Source organism: Formosa sejongensis, from assembly GCF_033447105.1.
GTDB lineage: Bacteria > Bacteroidota > Bacteroidia > Flavobacteriales > Flavobacteriaceae > Formosa.
Window position 1 is genome coordinate 39,124 of the sequence record NZ_JAWQUN010000002.1, and the last position, 15,651, is coordinate 54,774.

Annotated in this window: 16 protein-coding genes; 5 read left to right on the forward strand and 11 right to left on the reverse strand. The window is 33.6% G+C overall.

Annotation, left to right across the window (positions count from 1 at the left end):
- Positions 1 to 7 precede the first annotated feature (7 nt).
- The 9 genes from R6X41_RS02400 to R6X41_RS02440 form a co-directional block, all read right to left on the reverse strand.
- Positions 8 to 1,375: a BatD family protein gene (locus R6X41_RS02400; RefSeq protein WP_318497069.1), complete on the reverse strand. Its 1,368-nt coding sequence runs from the start codon at positions 1,373 to 1,375 to the stop codon at positions 8 to 10.
- The gene (locus R6X41_RS02405; RefSeq protein WP_318497070.1) at positions 1,369 to 3,117 is read right to left on the reverse strand and encodes a VWA domain-containing protein; all 1,749 of its coding nucleotides are present in this window, start codon (positions 3,115 to 3,117) and stop codon (positions 1,369 to 1,371) included. Before R6X41_RS02405 ends, R6X41_RS02400 begins: the two co-directional genes overlap by 7 nt.
- A gap of 3 nt (positions 3,118 to 3,120) precedes the next feature.
- A complete protein-coding gene (locus tag R6X41_RS02410; RefSeq protein ID WP_318497071.1) occupies positions 3,121 to 4,113 on the reverse strand; it encodes a vWA domain-containing protein in 993 nt (330 codons plus the stop codon).
- Positions 4,103 to 4,621 (reverse strand): DUF4381 domain-containing protein, encoded by a 519-nt coding sequence (locus R6X41_RS02415; RefSeq protein WP_318497072.1) that lies wholly within the window; start codon positions 4,619 to 4,621, stop codon positions 4,103 to 4,105. The genes R6X41_RS02410 and R6X41_RS02415 overlap by 11 nt, the downstream gene beginning before the upstream one ends.
- Before the next feature lie 3 nt (positions 4,622 to 4,624).
- Positions 4,625 to 5,560, reverse strand: a complete 936-nt coding sequence (locus R6X41_RS02420) for a DUF58 domain-containing protein (protein WP_318497073.1) — start codon at positions 5,558 to 5,560, stop codon at positions 4,625 to 4,627.
- Positions 5,561 to 5,580: 20 nt separating this feature from the next.
- Complete coding sequence (locus R6X41_RS02425; protein ID WP_318497074.1) at positions 5,581 to 6,555, reverse strand: AAA family ATPase; 975 nt, start codon at positions 6,553 to 6,555, stop codon at positions 5,581 to 5,583.
- A gap of 141 nt (positions 6,556 to 6,696) precedes the next feature.
- Positions 6,697 to 8,184, reverse strand: a complete 1,488-nt coding sequence (locus R6X41_RS02430) for an arylsulfatase (RefSeq protein WP_318497075.1) — start codon at positions 8,182 to 8,184, stop codon at positions 6,697 to 6,699.
- Positions 8,185 to 8,354: 170 nt separating this feature from the next.
- Positions 8,355 to 9,149, reverse strand: a complete 795-nt coding sequence (locus R6X41_RS02435) for a hypothetical protein (protein ID WP_318497076.1) — start codon at positions 9,147 to 9,149, stop codon at positions 8,355 to 8,357.
- Between the two features lie 190 nt (positions 9,150 to 9,339).
- Positions 9,340 to 9,855 carry an adenine phosphoribosyltransferase gene (locus R6X41_RS02440; RefSeq protein ID WP_318497077.1) on the reverse strand — a complete coding sequence of 172 codons (516 nt, stop codon included), beginning with the start codon at positions 9,853 to 9,855 and terminating at the stop codon, positions 9,340 to 9,342.
- A gap of 151 nt (positions 9,856 to 10,006) precedes the next feature.
- Between R6X41_RS02440 and R6X41_RS02445 the strand changes: the two genes are divergently transcribed.
- From R6X41_RS02445 to R6X41_RS02465, 5 genes are all read left to right on the forward strand, one after another.
- Complete coding sequence (locus R6X41_RS02445; RefSeq protein WP_318497078.1) at positions 10,007 to 10,636, forward strand: YiiX/YebB-like N1pC/P60 family cysteine hydrolase; 630 nt, start codon at positions 10,007 to 10,009, stop codon at positions 10,634 to 10,636.
- 56 nt (positions 10,637 to 10,692) lie between these two features.
- Entirely contained in the window at positions 10,693 to 11,535 is an 843-nt protein-coding gene (locus tag R6X41_RS02450) for a VOC family protein (protein WP_318497079.1), read from the forward strand.
- 270 nt (positions 11,536 to 11,805) lie between these two features.
- Positions 11,806 to 12,462, forward strand: a complete 657-nt coding sequence (gene deoC / locus R6X41_RS02455) for a deoxyribose-phosphate aldolase (protein ID WP_318497080.1) — start codon at positions 11,806 to 11,808, stop codon at positions 12,460 to 12,462.
- Positions 12,463 to 12,496: 34 nt separating this feature from the next.
- Positions 12,497 to 13,192 carry a purine-nucleoside phosphorylase gene (gene deoD / locus R6X41_RS02460; RefSeq protein ID WP_318497081.1) on the forward strand — a complete coding sequence of 232 codons (696 nt, stop codon included), beginning with the start codon at positions 12,497 to 12,499 and terminating at the stop codon, positions 13,190 to 13,192.
- A gap of 108 nt (positions 13,193 to 13,300) precedes the next feature.
- The gene (locus tag R6X41_RS02465; protein ID WP_318497082.1) at positions 13,301 to 13,696 is read left to right on the forward strand and encodes a hypothetical protein; all 396 of its coding nucleotides are present in this window, start codon (positions 13,301 to 13,303) and stop codon (positions 13,694 to 13,696) included.
- A gap of 152 nt (positions 13,697 to 13,848) precedes the next feature.
- Here the strand turns inward: R6X41_RS02465 and R6X41_RS02470 are convergent, their stop codons facing one another.
- On the reverse strand, positions 13,849 to 14,259 hold the full coding sequence (locus tag R6X41_RS02470; protein WP_318497083.1) for an arsenate reductase family protein: 411 nt from the start codon (positions 14,257 to 14,259) through the stop codon (positions 13,849 to 13,851).
- A gap of 53 nt (positions 14,260 to 14,312) precedes the next feature.
- A complete protein-coding gene (locus tag R6X41_RS02475; RefSeq protein ID WP_318497084.1) occupies positions 14,313 to 15,527 on the reverse strand; it encodes a metallophosphoesterase in 1,215 nt (404 codons plus the stop codon).
- Between the last annotated feature and the right edge of the window lie 124 nt (positions 15,528 to 15,651).

Here is a 15,651-nt window from a genome sequence, read left to right on the forward strand (position 1 = left end):
ATAATTTCTAGAATCGCTTTTCGGAAGTCATTGGATTCAGCCAACGCTCTGAAATCTTCGTATTCTTTTTGCTAATTACAGCAGACTGGTCGCGTTTTAAATAACGTGCTCTTGCCGCTTTTAATTCTGTTTTAAACTGACTACTGCTAAAAATTGCTGTAGTATTTCCATTAGCCCGTTCTTCTAAATTATTATATTCTTTTTTTAAAGCTTCATTACCGTAAACAGTAATAAATGCCTGCATACTAGGAATGTCCGAGTCTAATTTTAGCAACCAAATTTTAAGATGATTTAGAATCTTATACTCATCTCGATCTTCTAAAGAACGTACTAGATTACGAAACGCATAGTGTTCTGAAGCATGATAGGTTTTATATCTCGCTCGTGTTTTTCTAAACAACCAGGGCAACAATTTATATAGTATATATAGAAGTAAAATTCCAAGCACTAAGTACTCAACAAAGGTTTTTACCGTTAATCCTAGAATTAAAAACGGTTGTTCTTCTTCAGGAACTATTGTAGCCTCAGCTTCAAGTTGCTTTTTAATCCCCGCCAACATACTTAAATCTGGATTCGCTTCCACATGAATCGTCACGGAGTCTATAACTTTCTTATAAAATTTACGATTGTTATAATTCCAATACACAAACTCTATTCTAGGTAACGTAACATCACCTTCTTTTTCAAATAAATAATTTGCACCATCTGTACGACTCGCCGAAACATACGTTTTGGTTTTATTGGTATTTACAGAAGGGCGCTTCGGATAAATACTCACACCTGCAACACTATCCCAAACGACAGCTGGAATAAACTCACCTAAAGTTCCAGAAGCACTTCTATGTATTGAGCGCTGTAATACATCTCCAACCTTAACCTTTTTAATACTTACATTCCATTTTTCATTTACATTTAGCGTGCTAGACACTAACCAATTATTCGGATTATAACCAGGAGGAACACCTTTAACTGTAATAGCTTTTGGTTTGGTATGAATGGTATGTTTTATCCCTTCATAACCTCCAGGTTTTGGAGATTCGACATGAATAGTTAATTCTGGAATGGTAATGACGCCTTCCTGTGTCGGGAATACATTATAGATAAAATCGACACCAGCAAACTGCTTTCCACTAAACGTTCTCGTGTTTGACACCGATCTAAAATATACCGTAAGCGCACCTTCAACTTGAATATTTCCAACATCAACTCCTTTAGTAAACCATGTATTAGAATACACAGAAACCGTCATCTGTACAGGTTGTCCAATATAGGCTTCTGTATGATTTATTGAAGTATAACTAATTAACTGCTGAGCATAACCAAAGTTAATCCCCAACAAAAACAACACCGCTACTATTTTAAATTTTGCTACCATGTTGTTTGTGTTTTTTCAACCTCAACTTGTTGCTTCTTCACTTGATATTTAAACTTCCGAGTTAAAAACAAGGCTGGATCATCGTCTACTTTACGCATTAAAATATTCTTAGGAATTGTACCTTTACCCGATTTAAAATCGTCTGGCAATTCATCTAACTCTTTTCCTTTACGCTTACCTGTTTCAACCGTTTCCTCCAAGCGTTCTTTCTCCATATCCTTTTTGGTTGCTTTTTGTCCACCACCACTAAGATCTTCCGGAGATTTATTTTGTTCGTTTTTGGCATTTGGTTTCTCCTCGCCTACTTTACTTTCTTCAGCCGACATTTCGTCAACGCCTGCCATTACTTCATTTATGTTTTGAAGATTCTTTTTGGCCTGTTCCATATCTGGATCATTTGCAACAAGCGTTGTAAATATGGCTTGTGCTTTTTCTAAATTTCCCAATTTAGCATAAGTCAGTCCTAAATTATATTGTCCGTTAGGCGTAGCATCTTTTTCAAAGGCTTGTCTTGCTTTTGTATAATCTCCGCCTTTATAGTAGGCCACACCTTGACGTAATGGATCTTTAAAACCTTCCGCTGCAGCGATATAATTTTCAGCATCAAATTCTTGCTGTGCTTGATATGCCTTAGTATACCATAAATCTTTAAACTGAAATTTTTCTGAATTATCTGTTTTCTGATTTTCTGTAGAACTACAAGACGACAAACTGACGAGTAAAATAATACTCAATAAGCTCCAGCCTTTCCTAAAACTGAACAGAAATAAAATCATCAGAGGAATAATTAACCAATGTCCTTGATCTTCCCAATTCTCCTCTTCATTTTTAGGTTTTTCTTCAAAAATAAGATGATCGCTAACGTCTTCTGCAAATAGGGTTACATCACTTTTATCGAGTGTAACATCCATAACATTTACACCTTCTATACTTTTTAGGGCATTTAGATTAACTGTTTGTAAAGCTGAATTGATTGTTTTTCCCTTTACTTTTAAATCTAATTTAGGGTTACTAAAAGCAGGAACATGTCCACCAGATTCAGAAGCAAACGGATACACATTAAGCGACACATTATTTTCCTGAACAAAAGCACTAACGGACTGTGTGTCTAATCCCTCCAAATCGTCGGTAATTAGAAGAATTTGTCCTGGAGCCTTATTATCTATAAACAAACTCTCCAACTTATCAAACAACATCGTGAATCCTGTTCCTTGGGCAGGCATCATACGCGGTTGCAAACCATCTAAATTATCTTGAATAATTTTATAATCTGTTGTAAACGGCACTACGGTATGTGATGATCCTGAAAATACAATAAGTGCAGTTTCTGCTCTTGGATTGGCTTTTAAGAGATCGTTTATTTTGAATTTTGCACGCTCTAAACGGTTTGGCGACACATCTGTAGTCAGCATACTTTGTGATAAATCCAGAGCAATTACCAGTTTTGAAGCTACCTTTTTTGCCGGTGCTTTTTCTTCACTCCTTGTTGGACCAAGAAATCCTAAAAATCCAATACTAAATAACACCAACAAAGACACATGTATAAATCTCGATTTCCAAGTGGTGCCCTTTTGAATCACATAGGGCTGTAAATGTTTCGCGATGTGCTTTTTCCAACGGTTACTTTCTCCATAAGCGAAAATCCCGACCAGGATAATAATGCCCATAGGAATAGCTAGCCAAAGATATTCGGCGCGTAAAAAATGGAATTTATCCCAATCTATGTCTTCTAAAAACGCCATAGATTAGTTGCTTTTAAATCGTTTCACAATGAGTATTAAATTATTTATAGCCACAGCCAGAATCCCCAATGCCAGTGCTATTCCTAACGGAATATAATACAACAGGGTTTTAGGCGTATAACTTTCTTCTTCGTATTCTATAGGTTCAAGCGTATCTAATTCTTTATATATATTTTGAAGTGCTTCTGCATCTTTGGCTCTAAAATATTTTCCATTAGTCATTTCTGAAATTTCTCGAAGCGTACGTTCATCTAAATCTGAATCCTGACTTTCCGGATCACCAATACCAATGGTATAAATAACAGTAGAATCTTTCTTGGCTAAATTAGCAGCATCTAAAGGCAGAATTTCCATACCACTGTCTACACCATCTGTTAAGATAAGCATGACTTTATGCGGAATGGTATCGCGTTGAAACAAGTCCATCCCTTTAACAATAGCTTTACCAATATTTGTCATTTGCCCAGCCATACCCACATCGGCTTCTTCCAACATGGTACTCACTGTTTTTAAATCTGATGTAAATGGTGCCTGAACATAGGCATTAGAACCGAAAAACAATAAGCCCATGCGGTCACTTTTTCGCTCCTGAACAAAATCTTTCATTATGTCTTTAACAGCTTCCCAGCGTGTATCACGTTTACCGTCAATAGCCCAATCGGTATTTGCCATACTGAAAGAAATATCGGCTGCTATTAAAAAATTACGTGATGTTTTAATCTTTTTTTCAGGCTTGCCTATCAACTCTGGAGATGCCAATGCAACGATTAATAACAACCAAATACTGTACATTATAGTCCATGTAAACCAGTTACGTTTTTTTATGTAGGATGCCTTTTTAGCTTTCTGTCCAGAAACCTGAACTGCGCGATTAAAGTAAGGAAAACGCAAGGCACTACTCTTATTTTTTATAGCAGGTAGCAACCAATATACCAATAGCGGCAATGGCAGCAGTAAAACAACAAACGGATATGCGAATTGAAAATTATCTGGCATGATGCTGTATCCAATGGATGCTTTTGTTAGTAAATTGATCTTTATTAAAGGATGAATTCTCGTGAAATTCGTGCTTATAAACAGCATCCAGAATAACAGTTTCATCGTTCTTAAAATTTGCAGTAGCCTCTTTAGAATCTAAAAAACTAATCCATTCACTTCCATACAAACCCGCAACTTCTTGTCGGCTGAAGGATTGCATCGCTGTATCTTTTAACACAAATAAAATAGCATTTATAAGTTCTACAGGAGACAACTCTGTTTGTTGTTTCAATTTTTTAATTTCAGTAACAGCTTCTCTTAGATACTGTTTCTTTTTGTAATTCTTATATATTTTATAGCCTACAAAAGCGATAAGAAGCGCCAATAGAAAAAACACGGTTTTCCATCCCAAAGTTTCAAAAGTAAATGCGACAGGAGTGGGTTCTATAACATCTCCTAACTCTAATGTTTTACTTTGAGTTGGGTCTTGAAGCATGAACAATGTATGTAGTTTAAGCAAAGTCATAAACTATTTTGGTTTATATTGTGTGAACACATTAACTAATTGTTCTTCTAAAGGATCGACTGTATTTATTTTAAAAAGTGTGATGTTGTATTTTTCGATGTCTTGTTTAAATCCATCATAATTGGTTTTAAAATCGGACTTTAAATCTTTTATAATTTTTTCTTTCTTTTTAGAAATACTGATCTGTTTTTCATTGTTGGTAAGCGTCATTTTTTCTGAAGGTAATTCTTCTTCCATGGGGTCGAAAACCTTAATTAAAACCACATCGTTATGCTGAGACATCGCACTTAAATACTGAATCATTTCATTATTATAGCGATGAAAATCACTAATGATAATCACCAAATAATCATGTGTAATGATATTGTTAAGTTTAGCAATCATGCTTTTTAAAGACTCAGAAAAATCAAAATCTTTTCGGTTGTAAATATCTTGATTGGCATCTACAATTTTCTGAAAAAACTGAAGCATATTTCGTTGATCACGCTTAGGCGTTAATAAATCGTAAGTCTCGTCTTTCATAACCAAACCACCAATACGATCGCCACCTTTTAATATTTTATATGCTGCAATAGCGGCCAATTCGCCTGCAACAACAGCTTTTGTTTTAAGTACTGAACCAAATCCCATAGTTGGTGTTTGATCGACAAAAATGAAAGCCGGTTTTTCTTTTTCTTCGGTAAATACTTTGGTGTGTGTTATTCCTGTTTTAGCGGTAACTTTCCAATCTATATTTCTAATATCGTCCCCAATAACATAAGGTCTAGACTCTTCAAAATCCAATCCTCTTCCGCGTAAGCGCGATGCATATCGTCCAGACAATACACTATTAGATTTTTGCTGACCGACGTTAAAATTAAGCACCGTATTTAACCACTCGTATTGCAATAAATGCTCGAGCGTTAAAAACACAGTATTATCTTTAGGTATAGACTTCATAGAGAATCGTTTTACTCGTGTTAAGCCACTACGGCAACAACTTCTAAAATTTTATCGATAACTTGATTGGTCGTGATACCTTCTGCTCTGGCTTTATAACTTAATGAAATACGATGTCTAAGCACATCTTTTATAACGGCCTGAATATTATCTGGCGACACAAAATCCTTACCTTCCATCCATGCATTTACACGACTACAACGGTCTAAAGCAATGGTCCCTCTTGGACTTGCTCCAAAGTCAATCCATCCTGCTAATGTTTCATCAAAACGTTCTGGATAACGTGTTGCAGAAATTAAACTCACCATATATTTTTCTAATGCTTCGGTGACTTTAATGACGTTAATTTCGTTTCTAGCATCGAAAATATGCTGCTGAGAAATCGTTTCAAGTTTAGTTTTAGAGGTTTTTGAAGCAACACTTTGTTCTGCTTTATTTAAACGAAGAATCCCTAATTCTGAAGCATCATCTGGATAATCGATAACAACATGCATGATAAAACGATCCATTTGTGCTTCTGGTAACGGATAAGTTCCTTCTTGTTCAATCGGGTTTTGGGTTGCCATAACCATAAACAAGTCTTCCATTTTATAGGTGCTCCCTGCTACGGTAACTTGACGTTCTTCCATGGCTTCCAACAAAGCAGATTGTACTTTTGCTGGGGCACGGTTAATCTCATCGGCTAGAATAAGGTTACTAAAAATAGGCCCTTTCTGGAAACTAAATTTTTCTTCTTCGTCTGGCTGATAAATCTCTGTTCCAGTAATATCTGTAGGTAATAAATCTGGTGTGAATTGTATTCTACTTAAATCGCAATCTAAATGTTTAGACAAGGTTTTTATCGCTCTAGTTTTTACTAAACCAGGCAAGCCTTCTAGAAGCATATTCCCATCGGCGAGTAAAACTAAAATTAAACGATCTATAAGTTCTTGTTGTCCGATTATAGATTCAGACATGGCTGATTTTAACTTAACAACAGCTTCAAATGACGTCATATGAGTTGGTTTAATGAAAAAATATTGAATTTTAAATATAGCTAAAAGCATCTAACTTTCAACAACTTAAATGGTGTTTAAGAAAAAAAAAGACTGATACAATTGTAAAATTGGATCAGTCTTTTTAAAGATTATTTTTTGTTAATTTCTAACAGGAGTCTGTAAAGTCTCGACAACTTTATCAATACTTAAAGAACTTCCTTTTCTAGGAGGGAATTCTTTAAAAGTCCCTAAAAATTCACCAACATAATTTTGAGCTGGTACCATCATCCACATTTGGTCTGCATAATATCTAATATATAAGGCAGCATCCATAGAAACTTCAAATGGATTGTTTCTTAAGTTTAAGATAATTGGCCAACTTGGAGTTTTTCTATACGCTTCATTTATTGAACCTTCCATAATTGAGAAATGTAATTTCCAATCCTTATAACGCAATGCATTTAAATTTATAGCAGAATCAAAGTAAAAAATCTCTTCTCTAGGTCCTTCCCCTTTTTTAAGTTCACCTGTTAATAATGGTAATTGGTTATACCCATCTAAGTGCGCTTTAAACGTTTTTCCAGAATAAGACTTCCCTTTTAATAATTCTTCTTTAACATTTGCATTACCTGCAGCTGCTAATAAAGTTGGCATCCAGTCTTCTTGAGAGAAAATATCGTTAATAACAGTTCCTGGCTGAATGTGACCTGGCCATCTTACCATAGCAGGTACTCTAAATCCACCTTCCCAAGTTGTTCCTTTTTCTCCTCTAAATGGAATAGTTCCACCGTCAGGAAAAGTAAATTTCTCAGCTCCGTTATCTGTAGAGAATACTACAATTGTATTGTCTTCAATACCAAGTTCATCTAATTTATCTAACACCATTCCTACACCATCATCTAATTCCATCATAGCATCTGCATAGATACCATAACCAGATTTGTGTAAATATTTGTCAGATAAGTGTGTCCAAACATGAGTTCTTGTAGAGTTTATCCAAGCAAAGAAAGGCTTGTCTGCTTTCGCATTTTTTTCGATAAACTTTAAAGCAGCACCAATAAATTCAGAATCTGCAGTCTCCATACGTTTAACGGTTAATGGTCCCGTATCTTCTACTTTACCATCGGCAGTAGATTTCAGCACTCCTCTTGGTCCATATTTTTTATGGAATTCTGGATCTTTAGGGTAGAATTCTGTTTCTGGCTCTTCTTCAGCATTTAAGTGATATAAATTTCCGAAGAATTCATCGAAACCATGGGCTGTTGGTAAATGTTTATCTTGATCTCCTAAGTGATTTTTACCAAATTGACCACTTGTATATCCTAGGGGCTTTAATAATTCTGCAATTGTTGGATCGGCAGCGTTAATTCCGTGTTCAGATCCTGGCATACCAATAGTAAGTAAACCTGTTCTAAATGGTGCTTGTCCTAAAATAAAAGATGCACGACCTGCAGTACACGATTGTTGTGCATAATGATCTGTAAAAATAGCGCCTTCTTTAGCAATTTTGTCAATGTTAGGTGTTGTTCCTCCCATCATACCATTATGGTATGCGCTAATGTTCCACATTCCTACATCGTCTCCCCAAAAGACAACAATGTTGGGCTTTTTCTGTGCAAATGCTGCAGTAGCAAAAGCCAAAAGCATGATTGTAAAAAATTTATTTTTTTTAATAAAAGTTGGATTAATTAAATTCTAAATTGTTAAATAGCTATAAATCAAACCTCTCATTCTTCAGAAGTTTAAAATTCACCCTACAAAAATAGTCGATTTAAAAACACACTTTTATGAACAAAACATGGACAGTTGTAGTATTTTTAAAATGCTGAAATGTATCTATCTAATTTTTGTTCTTTAGACAAGCCCAATTTTTTCTTTAAACGATACCTTTTTTTCGCCAAACTTTCTTTTGAAATATTCATTATATTACAAATTTCTGACGCATGCATCTGAATCTTTATGTAAGCACAATATTGCGATTCACCCTTAGTTAAATCGGGGTGACATTCTTCTAAGTCGCGGAAAAAATGAAAATGAATTTCTCCAAACATTTTTTTAAAAACTTGCCAATTATCATTAAAAGAAAAATGATTATTAATCTCTTTTCTTAACGATTTTATAGCAATTGCATTGGATCTATTAGAAACATTATTTTCTAAAGTCTCTAATTTGAATAATACATTCTGAAGCAATTCTTCTTTTTTCTGTTCCTGTATAGCCACAGAAAACAATTTCTTTTCCTTCTGATGTTTTTGAAATTCCAACATTTTGATTTGTTCCTTTGCCGATAAAAGGTCTGAAACATCTAAACCTAACCCCATGAAATACACACCCTTTTCCACACTAAAACGGACGCCTTCAAACACATATGGTGTAATATCTCCAGATTTAGACAATATATTTCCATAAACATTTTTAACGCTACCATTTAAAACCAATGCAGTAATCCCCTCTTTAATAGAAGATATACTCGCCTCGTCTACAAAATCTGTAGCGTCTTTATTCATCATTTCATCATCACGACAGCCTGTAACAGTAACATAGTTATCATTCCATGCTTTTAAATATGATTTTTCACCTTCAACATAATACAGATAAAAAATTCCAGGCAAAGAATTGACTAGATTTTTATTTTGAAAATTGTCTAATGAAAGTTCTTCTTTCTTAAAATATACATTTTAAATTAGGATTAAATACTAATAAAACAAATTGCTGATTTTTTAACATTTACTCATGTCAAACGTTAAAAATACTTCAATAACAAAAACTACACCTTTAAAAGAGACAGAAACACAGCTGTATTTAATACTTTAAAACAGAAGCTACAGCATTTGAGCCTAATTTATCTCGCCCATTTAAGAACTCTAATTCCATAATAAAATTACACTGCACAATCTCTCCTCCCAGACGTTCTACTAATTTACAGACTGCAGACGCTGTTCCTCCTGTTGCCAAGACATCGTCGTGAATTAAAACACGGTCACCAGGTTTTATATCATCCTCATGTATTTCTAAAATATCGCTTCCATATTCTAATGCATAGGTTTCCGAGATTATATTATAAGGTAGTTTTCCAGGTTTTCTAACAGGTATAAATCCAGCATTTAAAGCTTGTGCGATTAACATCCCAAAGAAAAACCCTCTGGCTTCCATACCAACCACCTTATCTACTTTCTGATCGCCTATTAGGTTTAATAATTCCTGTAAACACAACCGTGTAGCTTCTGGACTATTAAGTAAAGGGGTTAAATCTTTAAATATAATTCCTGGTTTAGGAAAATCGGGTATATCTCGAATGTAACTTTCAATTGCTTTCATATAACGAAGATAAAAAAAGCGGTTAAATTAAAGGTATAACACCAATCAGTTTCTGATTTATACAATTTCTTTCATACTTTTGTTAAAACCATGTTACTATTCTATGAAATTTAGCTACCATTTTTTGTTCGTTTTTATTTCAATGTTCCTAATGTATAATTGTCAATCTTCATCTAAATTTCAGTTAGAAGAAGGCGATTTACTATTTCAAGATGGTGACTGCGGTCCCTTTTGCGATGCTATTGAAGCGGTAACAAAAGGTATAAACGATTACAACTTTTCGCATATAGGCTTAGTGATGAAAAATGAAAAAAGCGAATTAAATGTCATGGAAGCTGTTTCTTCAGGTGTGGTTTTAACCCCTTTAAAGGATTTTTTAAATAGAAGTTTTGATGTTAATAAAGATCCCAAAGTAATTGTTGGCAGACTAAAGCCCGAATTCAGACATTTAACACCAGCCACAATTGCGTTTATTAAGTCTAAAATGAAAGCAGAATATGATAAGTTTTTCGACTTAAATAACGATAGTTATTATTGCTCTGAACTTATTCATTTAGCCTTTAAATCTGCAAATAATAACGACCCAATTTTTGAAGAACAACCCATGACGTTTATAGCTCCGGACACAAAGGAAACTTACGCCATTTGGGAAACTTACTTTAATAAATTAAACTACAAAATACCTGAAGGTGAGCTAGGATTAAACCCTGGAGGTATGTCTCGTTCTCCCTTTATAGAGATTGTACATTATTATGGAGAGCCCAGTAAATCGGAGTATTAATTCTTGCTTTAAAATTTTACTTACCATACTAGTAATCAATTTTTAATTTCAAATTTATGCAAAACGAAATCGTTCCGTGTTTATGGTTTAATCAAGAAGCACAATCTGCAGCTACATATTACTGTTCCATTTTTAATGATTCTGAAATACTCTCGGAAAACGAAATGGTGGTAAACTTTAAGATTAACGGAAAGCTCTTTATGGGATTAAATGGCGGACCAGCATTTACCATAAATGAATCTACTTCCTTTTTTGTGTATTGCGGTTCGGATACAGAAATCGAACGATTACACAAAGCGCTATCCTGCGACGGCTCTGTGCTTATGCCATTGGGAGAATATCCATGGTGCAAAAAATTTGCTTGGGTTAAAGATAAATTTGGAGTCTCATGGCAACTCGATGTCGACCCTATAAATTCAAATCAAACCATAGTTCCTGCACTTTTATTTACTGAAGAAAAATTTGATAAACTTAAAGAAGCTTCTGTGTTTTACCAATCGGTATTTCCCAATTCAATGTCTTTATTGGACATGCCTTACGGAAAAGGCGCTCCAGAGGTTCCTGAAGACACCGTATTATTTACTCAATTTAAATTGAATACTAATATTTTTAATCTAATGAGTAGCAACATTAAACATGAATTTGATTTTAATGAAGGCGTGTCTTTTGTTGTGTACTGCGAAACTCAGAATGAAATTGACACACTTTGGGAACAATTTACAACCAACGGCGGACAAGAAAGTCAGTGTGGTTGGCTAAAAGATAAATACGGAGTCTCGTGGCAGATTGTACCCACCGTTTTAGAGCAATTATTATCTGATCCAGAACGTGCTCCAAAAATAGTAGAAGCATTTTTGAAAATGACAAAATTTGATATTCAAACATTATTAAATTCTTGATTTTATTCGTCAGACTAAACACGTCTCAGCAGATTATAAATTACGATTTTAATCACTTTAGTGTGACTCTAAAATAAATTCAAATCGACTGTTATATTATGTTGAATCTTTGATTCAATTTTACCTTAGAAATCAGAAGTACTGCAACTTTCACTCTCAAACGGTTTTGTTTTTCCAAAGTATAATTTTTAGTCATTTAATCTTCAAAATAATTTTAATTGCCTTTAGTTCGTCGTATTTTTACTTCATTCAACTTTAAAATCAGAACTAATGAATATCGCAAAATATATAGATCACACACTTTTAAAATCTTCTGCAACACCAGAAGAAATTACAAAAATTTGCGATGAGGCTATAACATTTCAATTTTATTCGGTTTGTGTCAATAGTTTTTATGTGCCATTAGTAAAACAATTATTAAAAGGAACAGATGTAAAAGTTTGTGCTACCATAGGATTTCCATTAGGAGCTGTTACAACCGAAACTAAGGTGTTCGAGACTAAAATGGCAATAAACCAAGGTGCTGAAGAAATCGATATGGTCTTGAATGTTGGTATGCTAAAAAGTAAAGATTATGATTTTGTATACGAAGACATAAAATCTGTAAAAGCATGTATGGGACAAGTGCCTTTAAAAGTGATTTTTGAAATTAGTGAATTGTCTGATACTGAAATTATAAAAGCAAGCGAACTAAGCATAAAAGCACATGCCGATTTTATAAAAACCTCAACCGGATTCTCGTCAAGTGGGGCAACACTTTCTGCTGTAGAACTTATGAAAAAAACGGCTAACGGACAAGCAAAAGTAAAGGCTTCTGGAGGTATTCGTGATCTGGCAACTGCTTTAAAATTTATTGAAGCTGGAGCAGACCGTATCGGAACATCTTCTGGCGTTGCTATTGTTGAGGCCCACAAAATACAACAGTAATTAAATTATTATATTGAATTAAATTTTACCACCCATGAGTATACACATTGAAGCGGAAAAAGGAGACATTGCAGAAACCATTTTATTACCAGGAGATCCGCTACGTGCAAAATGGATTTCTGAACATTATTTAGAAAACCCAGTGTGTTTTAATACGGTTAGAAACATGTTTGGCTATACAGGAACATTTAAAGGCAAACGAATTTCTGTAATGGGTACAGGCATGGGAATCCCTAGCATTTCTATTTATGCAACAGAATTAATTAAAGAATTCGGTGTTAAAAATTTGATTCGTGTGGGGAGTGCTGGTTCATATCAAAAACACATACATATTCGAGATATTGTTTTCGCTATGGCTGCATCGTCGTCAGGAATTAATAAAACTAGATTTAATGGTGCAGATTATGCTCCAACAGCTAGTTTTGAGCTTTTACAAAAAGCAGCTCAAATAGCGAAAGACAAGCAGATTCCAATACAAGCTGGAAATGTATTATCTAGCGATGAATTTTATGCAGACAATTTTGATTCTTATAAAAAATGGGCGGATTTTGGCGTACTTTGCGTAGAAATGGAAGCAGCCGGATTATATACTGTAGCAGCTAAATATAACGTAAATGCCTTGGCTATTCTTACCATTTCAGATTCACTAGTTACCGGCGAACATACAACTTCTATGGAACGTGAAACGACATTTAAAGATATGGTTGAAATTGCTTTAAATTTAGCATAAACCAAAATACTAAACTTGCGCATCTCTAATTATCGAATTACGCTAAACAACTGACTGATCAATTATTATCTATTTAATAAAAAAACATAAACACAACCTCGTATCAATATGATTAAAAAATATTACAAAAAAAAGAGACAATACAGAAATCTTATTATCGGAGTTCTTTGGGCCATATTTGCATTTTCTGGATTTGTATTTCAGGATAATTACAGCATGAGACTCCTCGATTATGCTTGGCTTGTGCTTTCTATTTTACATTTTGGTCTCTACTTTTTTGAACACTACACTGCATATGTAATGGTAAAAAACAATGTTATTTCTACCTATTCACCATTTCCGAAACGAATGGACATAAAAGACATTATAGACATTAAAAAATCCCCAACCAACTACATCTTAAAATCTAATACTAAAGAACTTAAGATAAATCCTGAATATATTAACGACGATGATCTTGTTAAGCTTAATTTATTCTTGGATGGTATTCAACCCAAAGCATAATAAATTATTTTAGTTTCAATTATCTGATTGAGATTATTTTCACTAATTTAATCTCAATAAAAACTTCTATGACCTTGAATTTATGTCAAGGTCATATTAGAATTATCAGAAATAGGCACGTCGATATTAAAGCCTGTTATCTGAGTATAAAATTACTCTTTTATACCCTTACTATCAGTTCCTAGATATTTAACAATATCTGAAGGGTTTGTAATAATTAAACTTTCTTTTCCGTTAATAACAATACATCCATTTAAAACTTCTGGCTGTTTTTGCAGTACTTTAATCCAATCTTCAGAATTAAGGTTTACCTCTTTATCTCCATAATTTTTAATAAAATTAGTATGATTCTCATCTACCAAATTGGCGATTTTCACTCCTAAATTCGATGCTATTTCTGCCCATTGGGTACCTGTTATTTTTGTTTTAGAAATATCTATAGCCAACAATTTTTTATCTGATGCATTGGCATAGGCCAAAGTTTGTTTTCCTACAGATGTTTCCGAATTATATACTAAAGTCATTTGTTTATTATCTTCTGCTAAAACTCCCATAATATCCATAATTTAATGTTTTAAATTTTCTAATTAATATTTATTTTCATTTCAAAATCACGTTAAGATTTTAAAGTAATTACAGTAATTTCTGGCCGCATACCTAATCGTCCAGGAAACCCCAACCACCCTAAACCACGTGTAACGTACAGAAATTGATTGGTTTCTTTATACAATCCCGCCCAATGTTTGTATTTATATTTTATAGGACTCCACGCTTTGTTTTTAATACGAAGTCCGGCTTGCATACCGTGTGTATGGCCCGCAAGCGTTAATGCAATATTGGTATGCGCAACAACTTCTTCACTCCAATGTGTAGGGTCATGCGACATTAATATTTTAAAGTCTAAAGGCTTTAAACCGTTTATACTCTTTTCTAAATCACCATATTGTTTAAAAGGAGGTATCCCCCAATTTTCTACACCAACCATATACAGCTTTTCATTGTTTTTAGAAATCACTTCCCATTCATTCATTAATAATTTAAAATGAATTTTATCATAAAACTGTGTAATAGCATCTAAATTAGCTTGTTTCTCCGCTTCCGTTTTCCACAAACTATAATCGCCATAATCATGGTTTCCTAAAACCGCATATTTTTTAATATTTGGCGACAACTTCAAAAAACAGTCTTCCCATCCTTTCAATTCCCAAGCATAATTATTCACCAAATCACCGGTAAAACAAACAATATCTGGTTTTATATTATTTATAATTTGAATGGCTCTGTCTAGTACTTTATAACGAAAATTTAAACTCCCTAAATGCAGATCGGAAATATGCACCACTTTCAATCCTTCAAAAGCTTTTGGTAATTCCTTATGATGCACATTAACATGATAAGTTTTAAAATGATACACAGCCTTAAAAATGGCATATATAATAGCGCTTAATGGAGATATCCATGCTATAATTCCTAAAAACGGAACGACCCAAATAGACTCTGTATCATAAAACACACTATTTGTTAATGTGAAAATGGTAATAAGAATTACAAAAATTATTTTCGGCACAAATGAAGCAACTGTAATTCCGTAAAATGAAGAAATAATACGTTGCTTCTTTTTTATATCAATATGGTCTAATCGTACTTTCAATATTAAAATAGCAATTACTAAACCAAAAGATATTAATATAAAAATGGCATTTATTAAAAAAACTATAGGCTTTGAGGGAATGTGTTTTAAAACCGATTGCAACCAATAAAAGGCGGCAGCATCAACCAGTAAAATAGCCAAACAAAGCAATATAATTACTGACAATGGATACGATTTCATAACTCAATATTTTAAAAGAATAAATGTACAATGTAGTGTTTTGAAAAGTTAACTCATTCAAATCTCTTTGTAATTCGAAAACGTATTTTTGTTATAATTAGTCATACTTCTTTAAATTATTATC

Bases quoted from the DNA above. Each gene is read 5' to 3' on its own strand.
- R6X41_RS02400 (WP_318497069.1), bottom strand. From the start codon at position 1,375: ATGGTAGCAAAATTTAAAATAGTAGCGGTGTTGTTTTTGTTGGGGATT.
- R6X41_RS02405 (WP_318497070.1), bottom strand. From the start codon at position 3,117: ATGGCGTTTTTAGAAGACATAGATTGGGATAAATTCCATTTTTTACGC.
- R6X41_RS02410 (WP_318497071.1), bottom strand. From the start codon at position 4,113: ATGCCAGATAATTTTCAATTCGCATATCCGTTTGTTGTTTTACTGCTG.
- R6X41_RS02415 (WP_318497072.1), bottom strand. From the start codon at position 4,621: ATGACTTTGCTTAAACTACATACATTGTTCATGCTTCAAGACCCAACT.
- R6X41_RS02420 (WP_318497073.1), bottom strand. From the start codon at position 5,560: ATGAAGTCTATACCTAAAGATAATACTGTGTTTTTAACGCTCGAGCAT.
- R6X41_RS02425 (WP_318497074.1), bottom strand. From the start codon at position 6,555: ATGACGTCATTTGAAGCTGTTGTTAAGTTAAAATCAGCCATGTCTGAA.
- R6X41_RS02430 (WP_318497075.1), bottom strand. From the start codon at position 8,184: ATGCTTTTGGCTTTTGCTACTGCAGCATTTGCACAGAAAAAGCCCAAC.
- R6X41_RS02440 (WP_318497077.1), bottom strand. From the start codon at position 9,855: ATGAAAGCAATTGAAAGTTACATTCGAGATATACCCGATTTTCCTAAA.
- R6X41_RS02445 (WP_318497078.1), top strand. From the start codon at position 10,007: ATGTATAATTGTCAATCTTCATCTAAATTTCAGTTAGAAGAAGGCGAT.
- R6X41_RS02450 (WP_318497079.1), top strand. From the start codon at position 10,693: ATGCAAAACGAAATCGTTCCGTGTTTATGGTTTAATCAAGAAGCACAA.
- deoC (WP_318497080.1), top strand. From the start codon at position 11,806: ATGAATATCGCAAAATATATAGATCACACACTTTTAAAATCTTCTGCA.
- deoD (WP_318497081.1), top strand. From the start codon at position 12,497: ATGAGTATACACATTGAAGCGGAAAAAGGAGACATTGCAGAAACCATT.
- R6X41_RS02465 (WP_318497082.1), top strand. From the start codon at position 13,301: ATGATTAAAAAATATTACAAAAAAAAGAGACAATACAGAAATCTTATT.
- R6X41_RS02470 (WP_318497083.1), bottom strand. From the start codon at position 14,259: ATGGATATTATGGGAGTTTTAGCAGAAGATAATAAACAAATGACTTTA.
- R6X41_RS02475 (WP_318497084.1), bottom strand. From the start codon at position 15,527: ATGAAATCGTATCCATTGTCAGTAATTATATTGCTTTGTTTGGCTATT.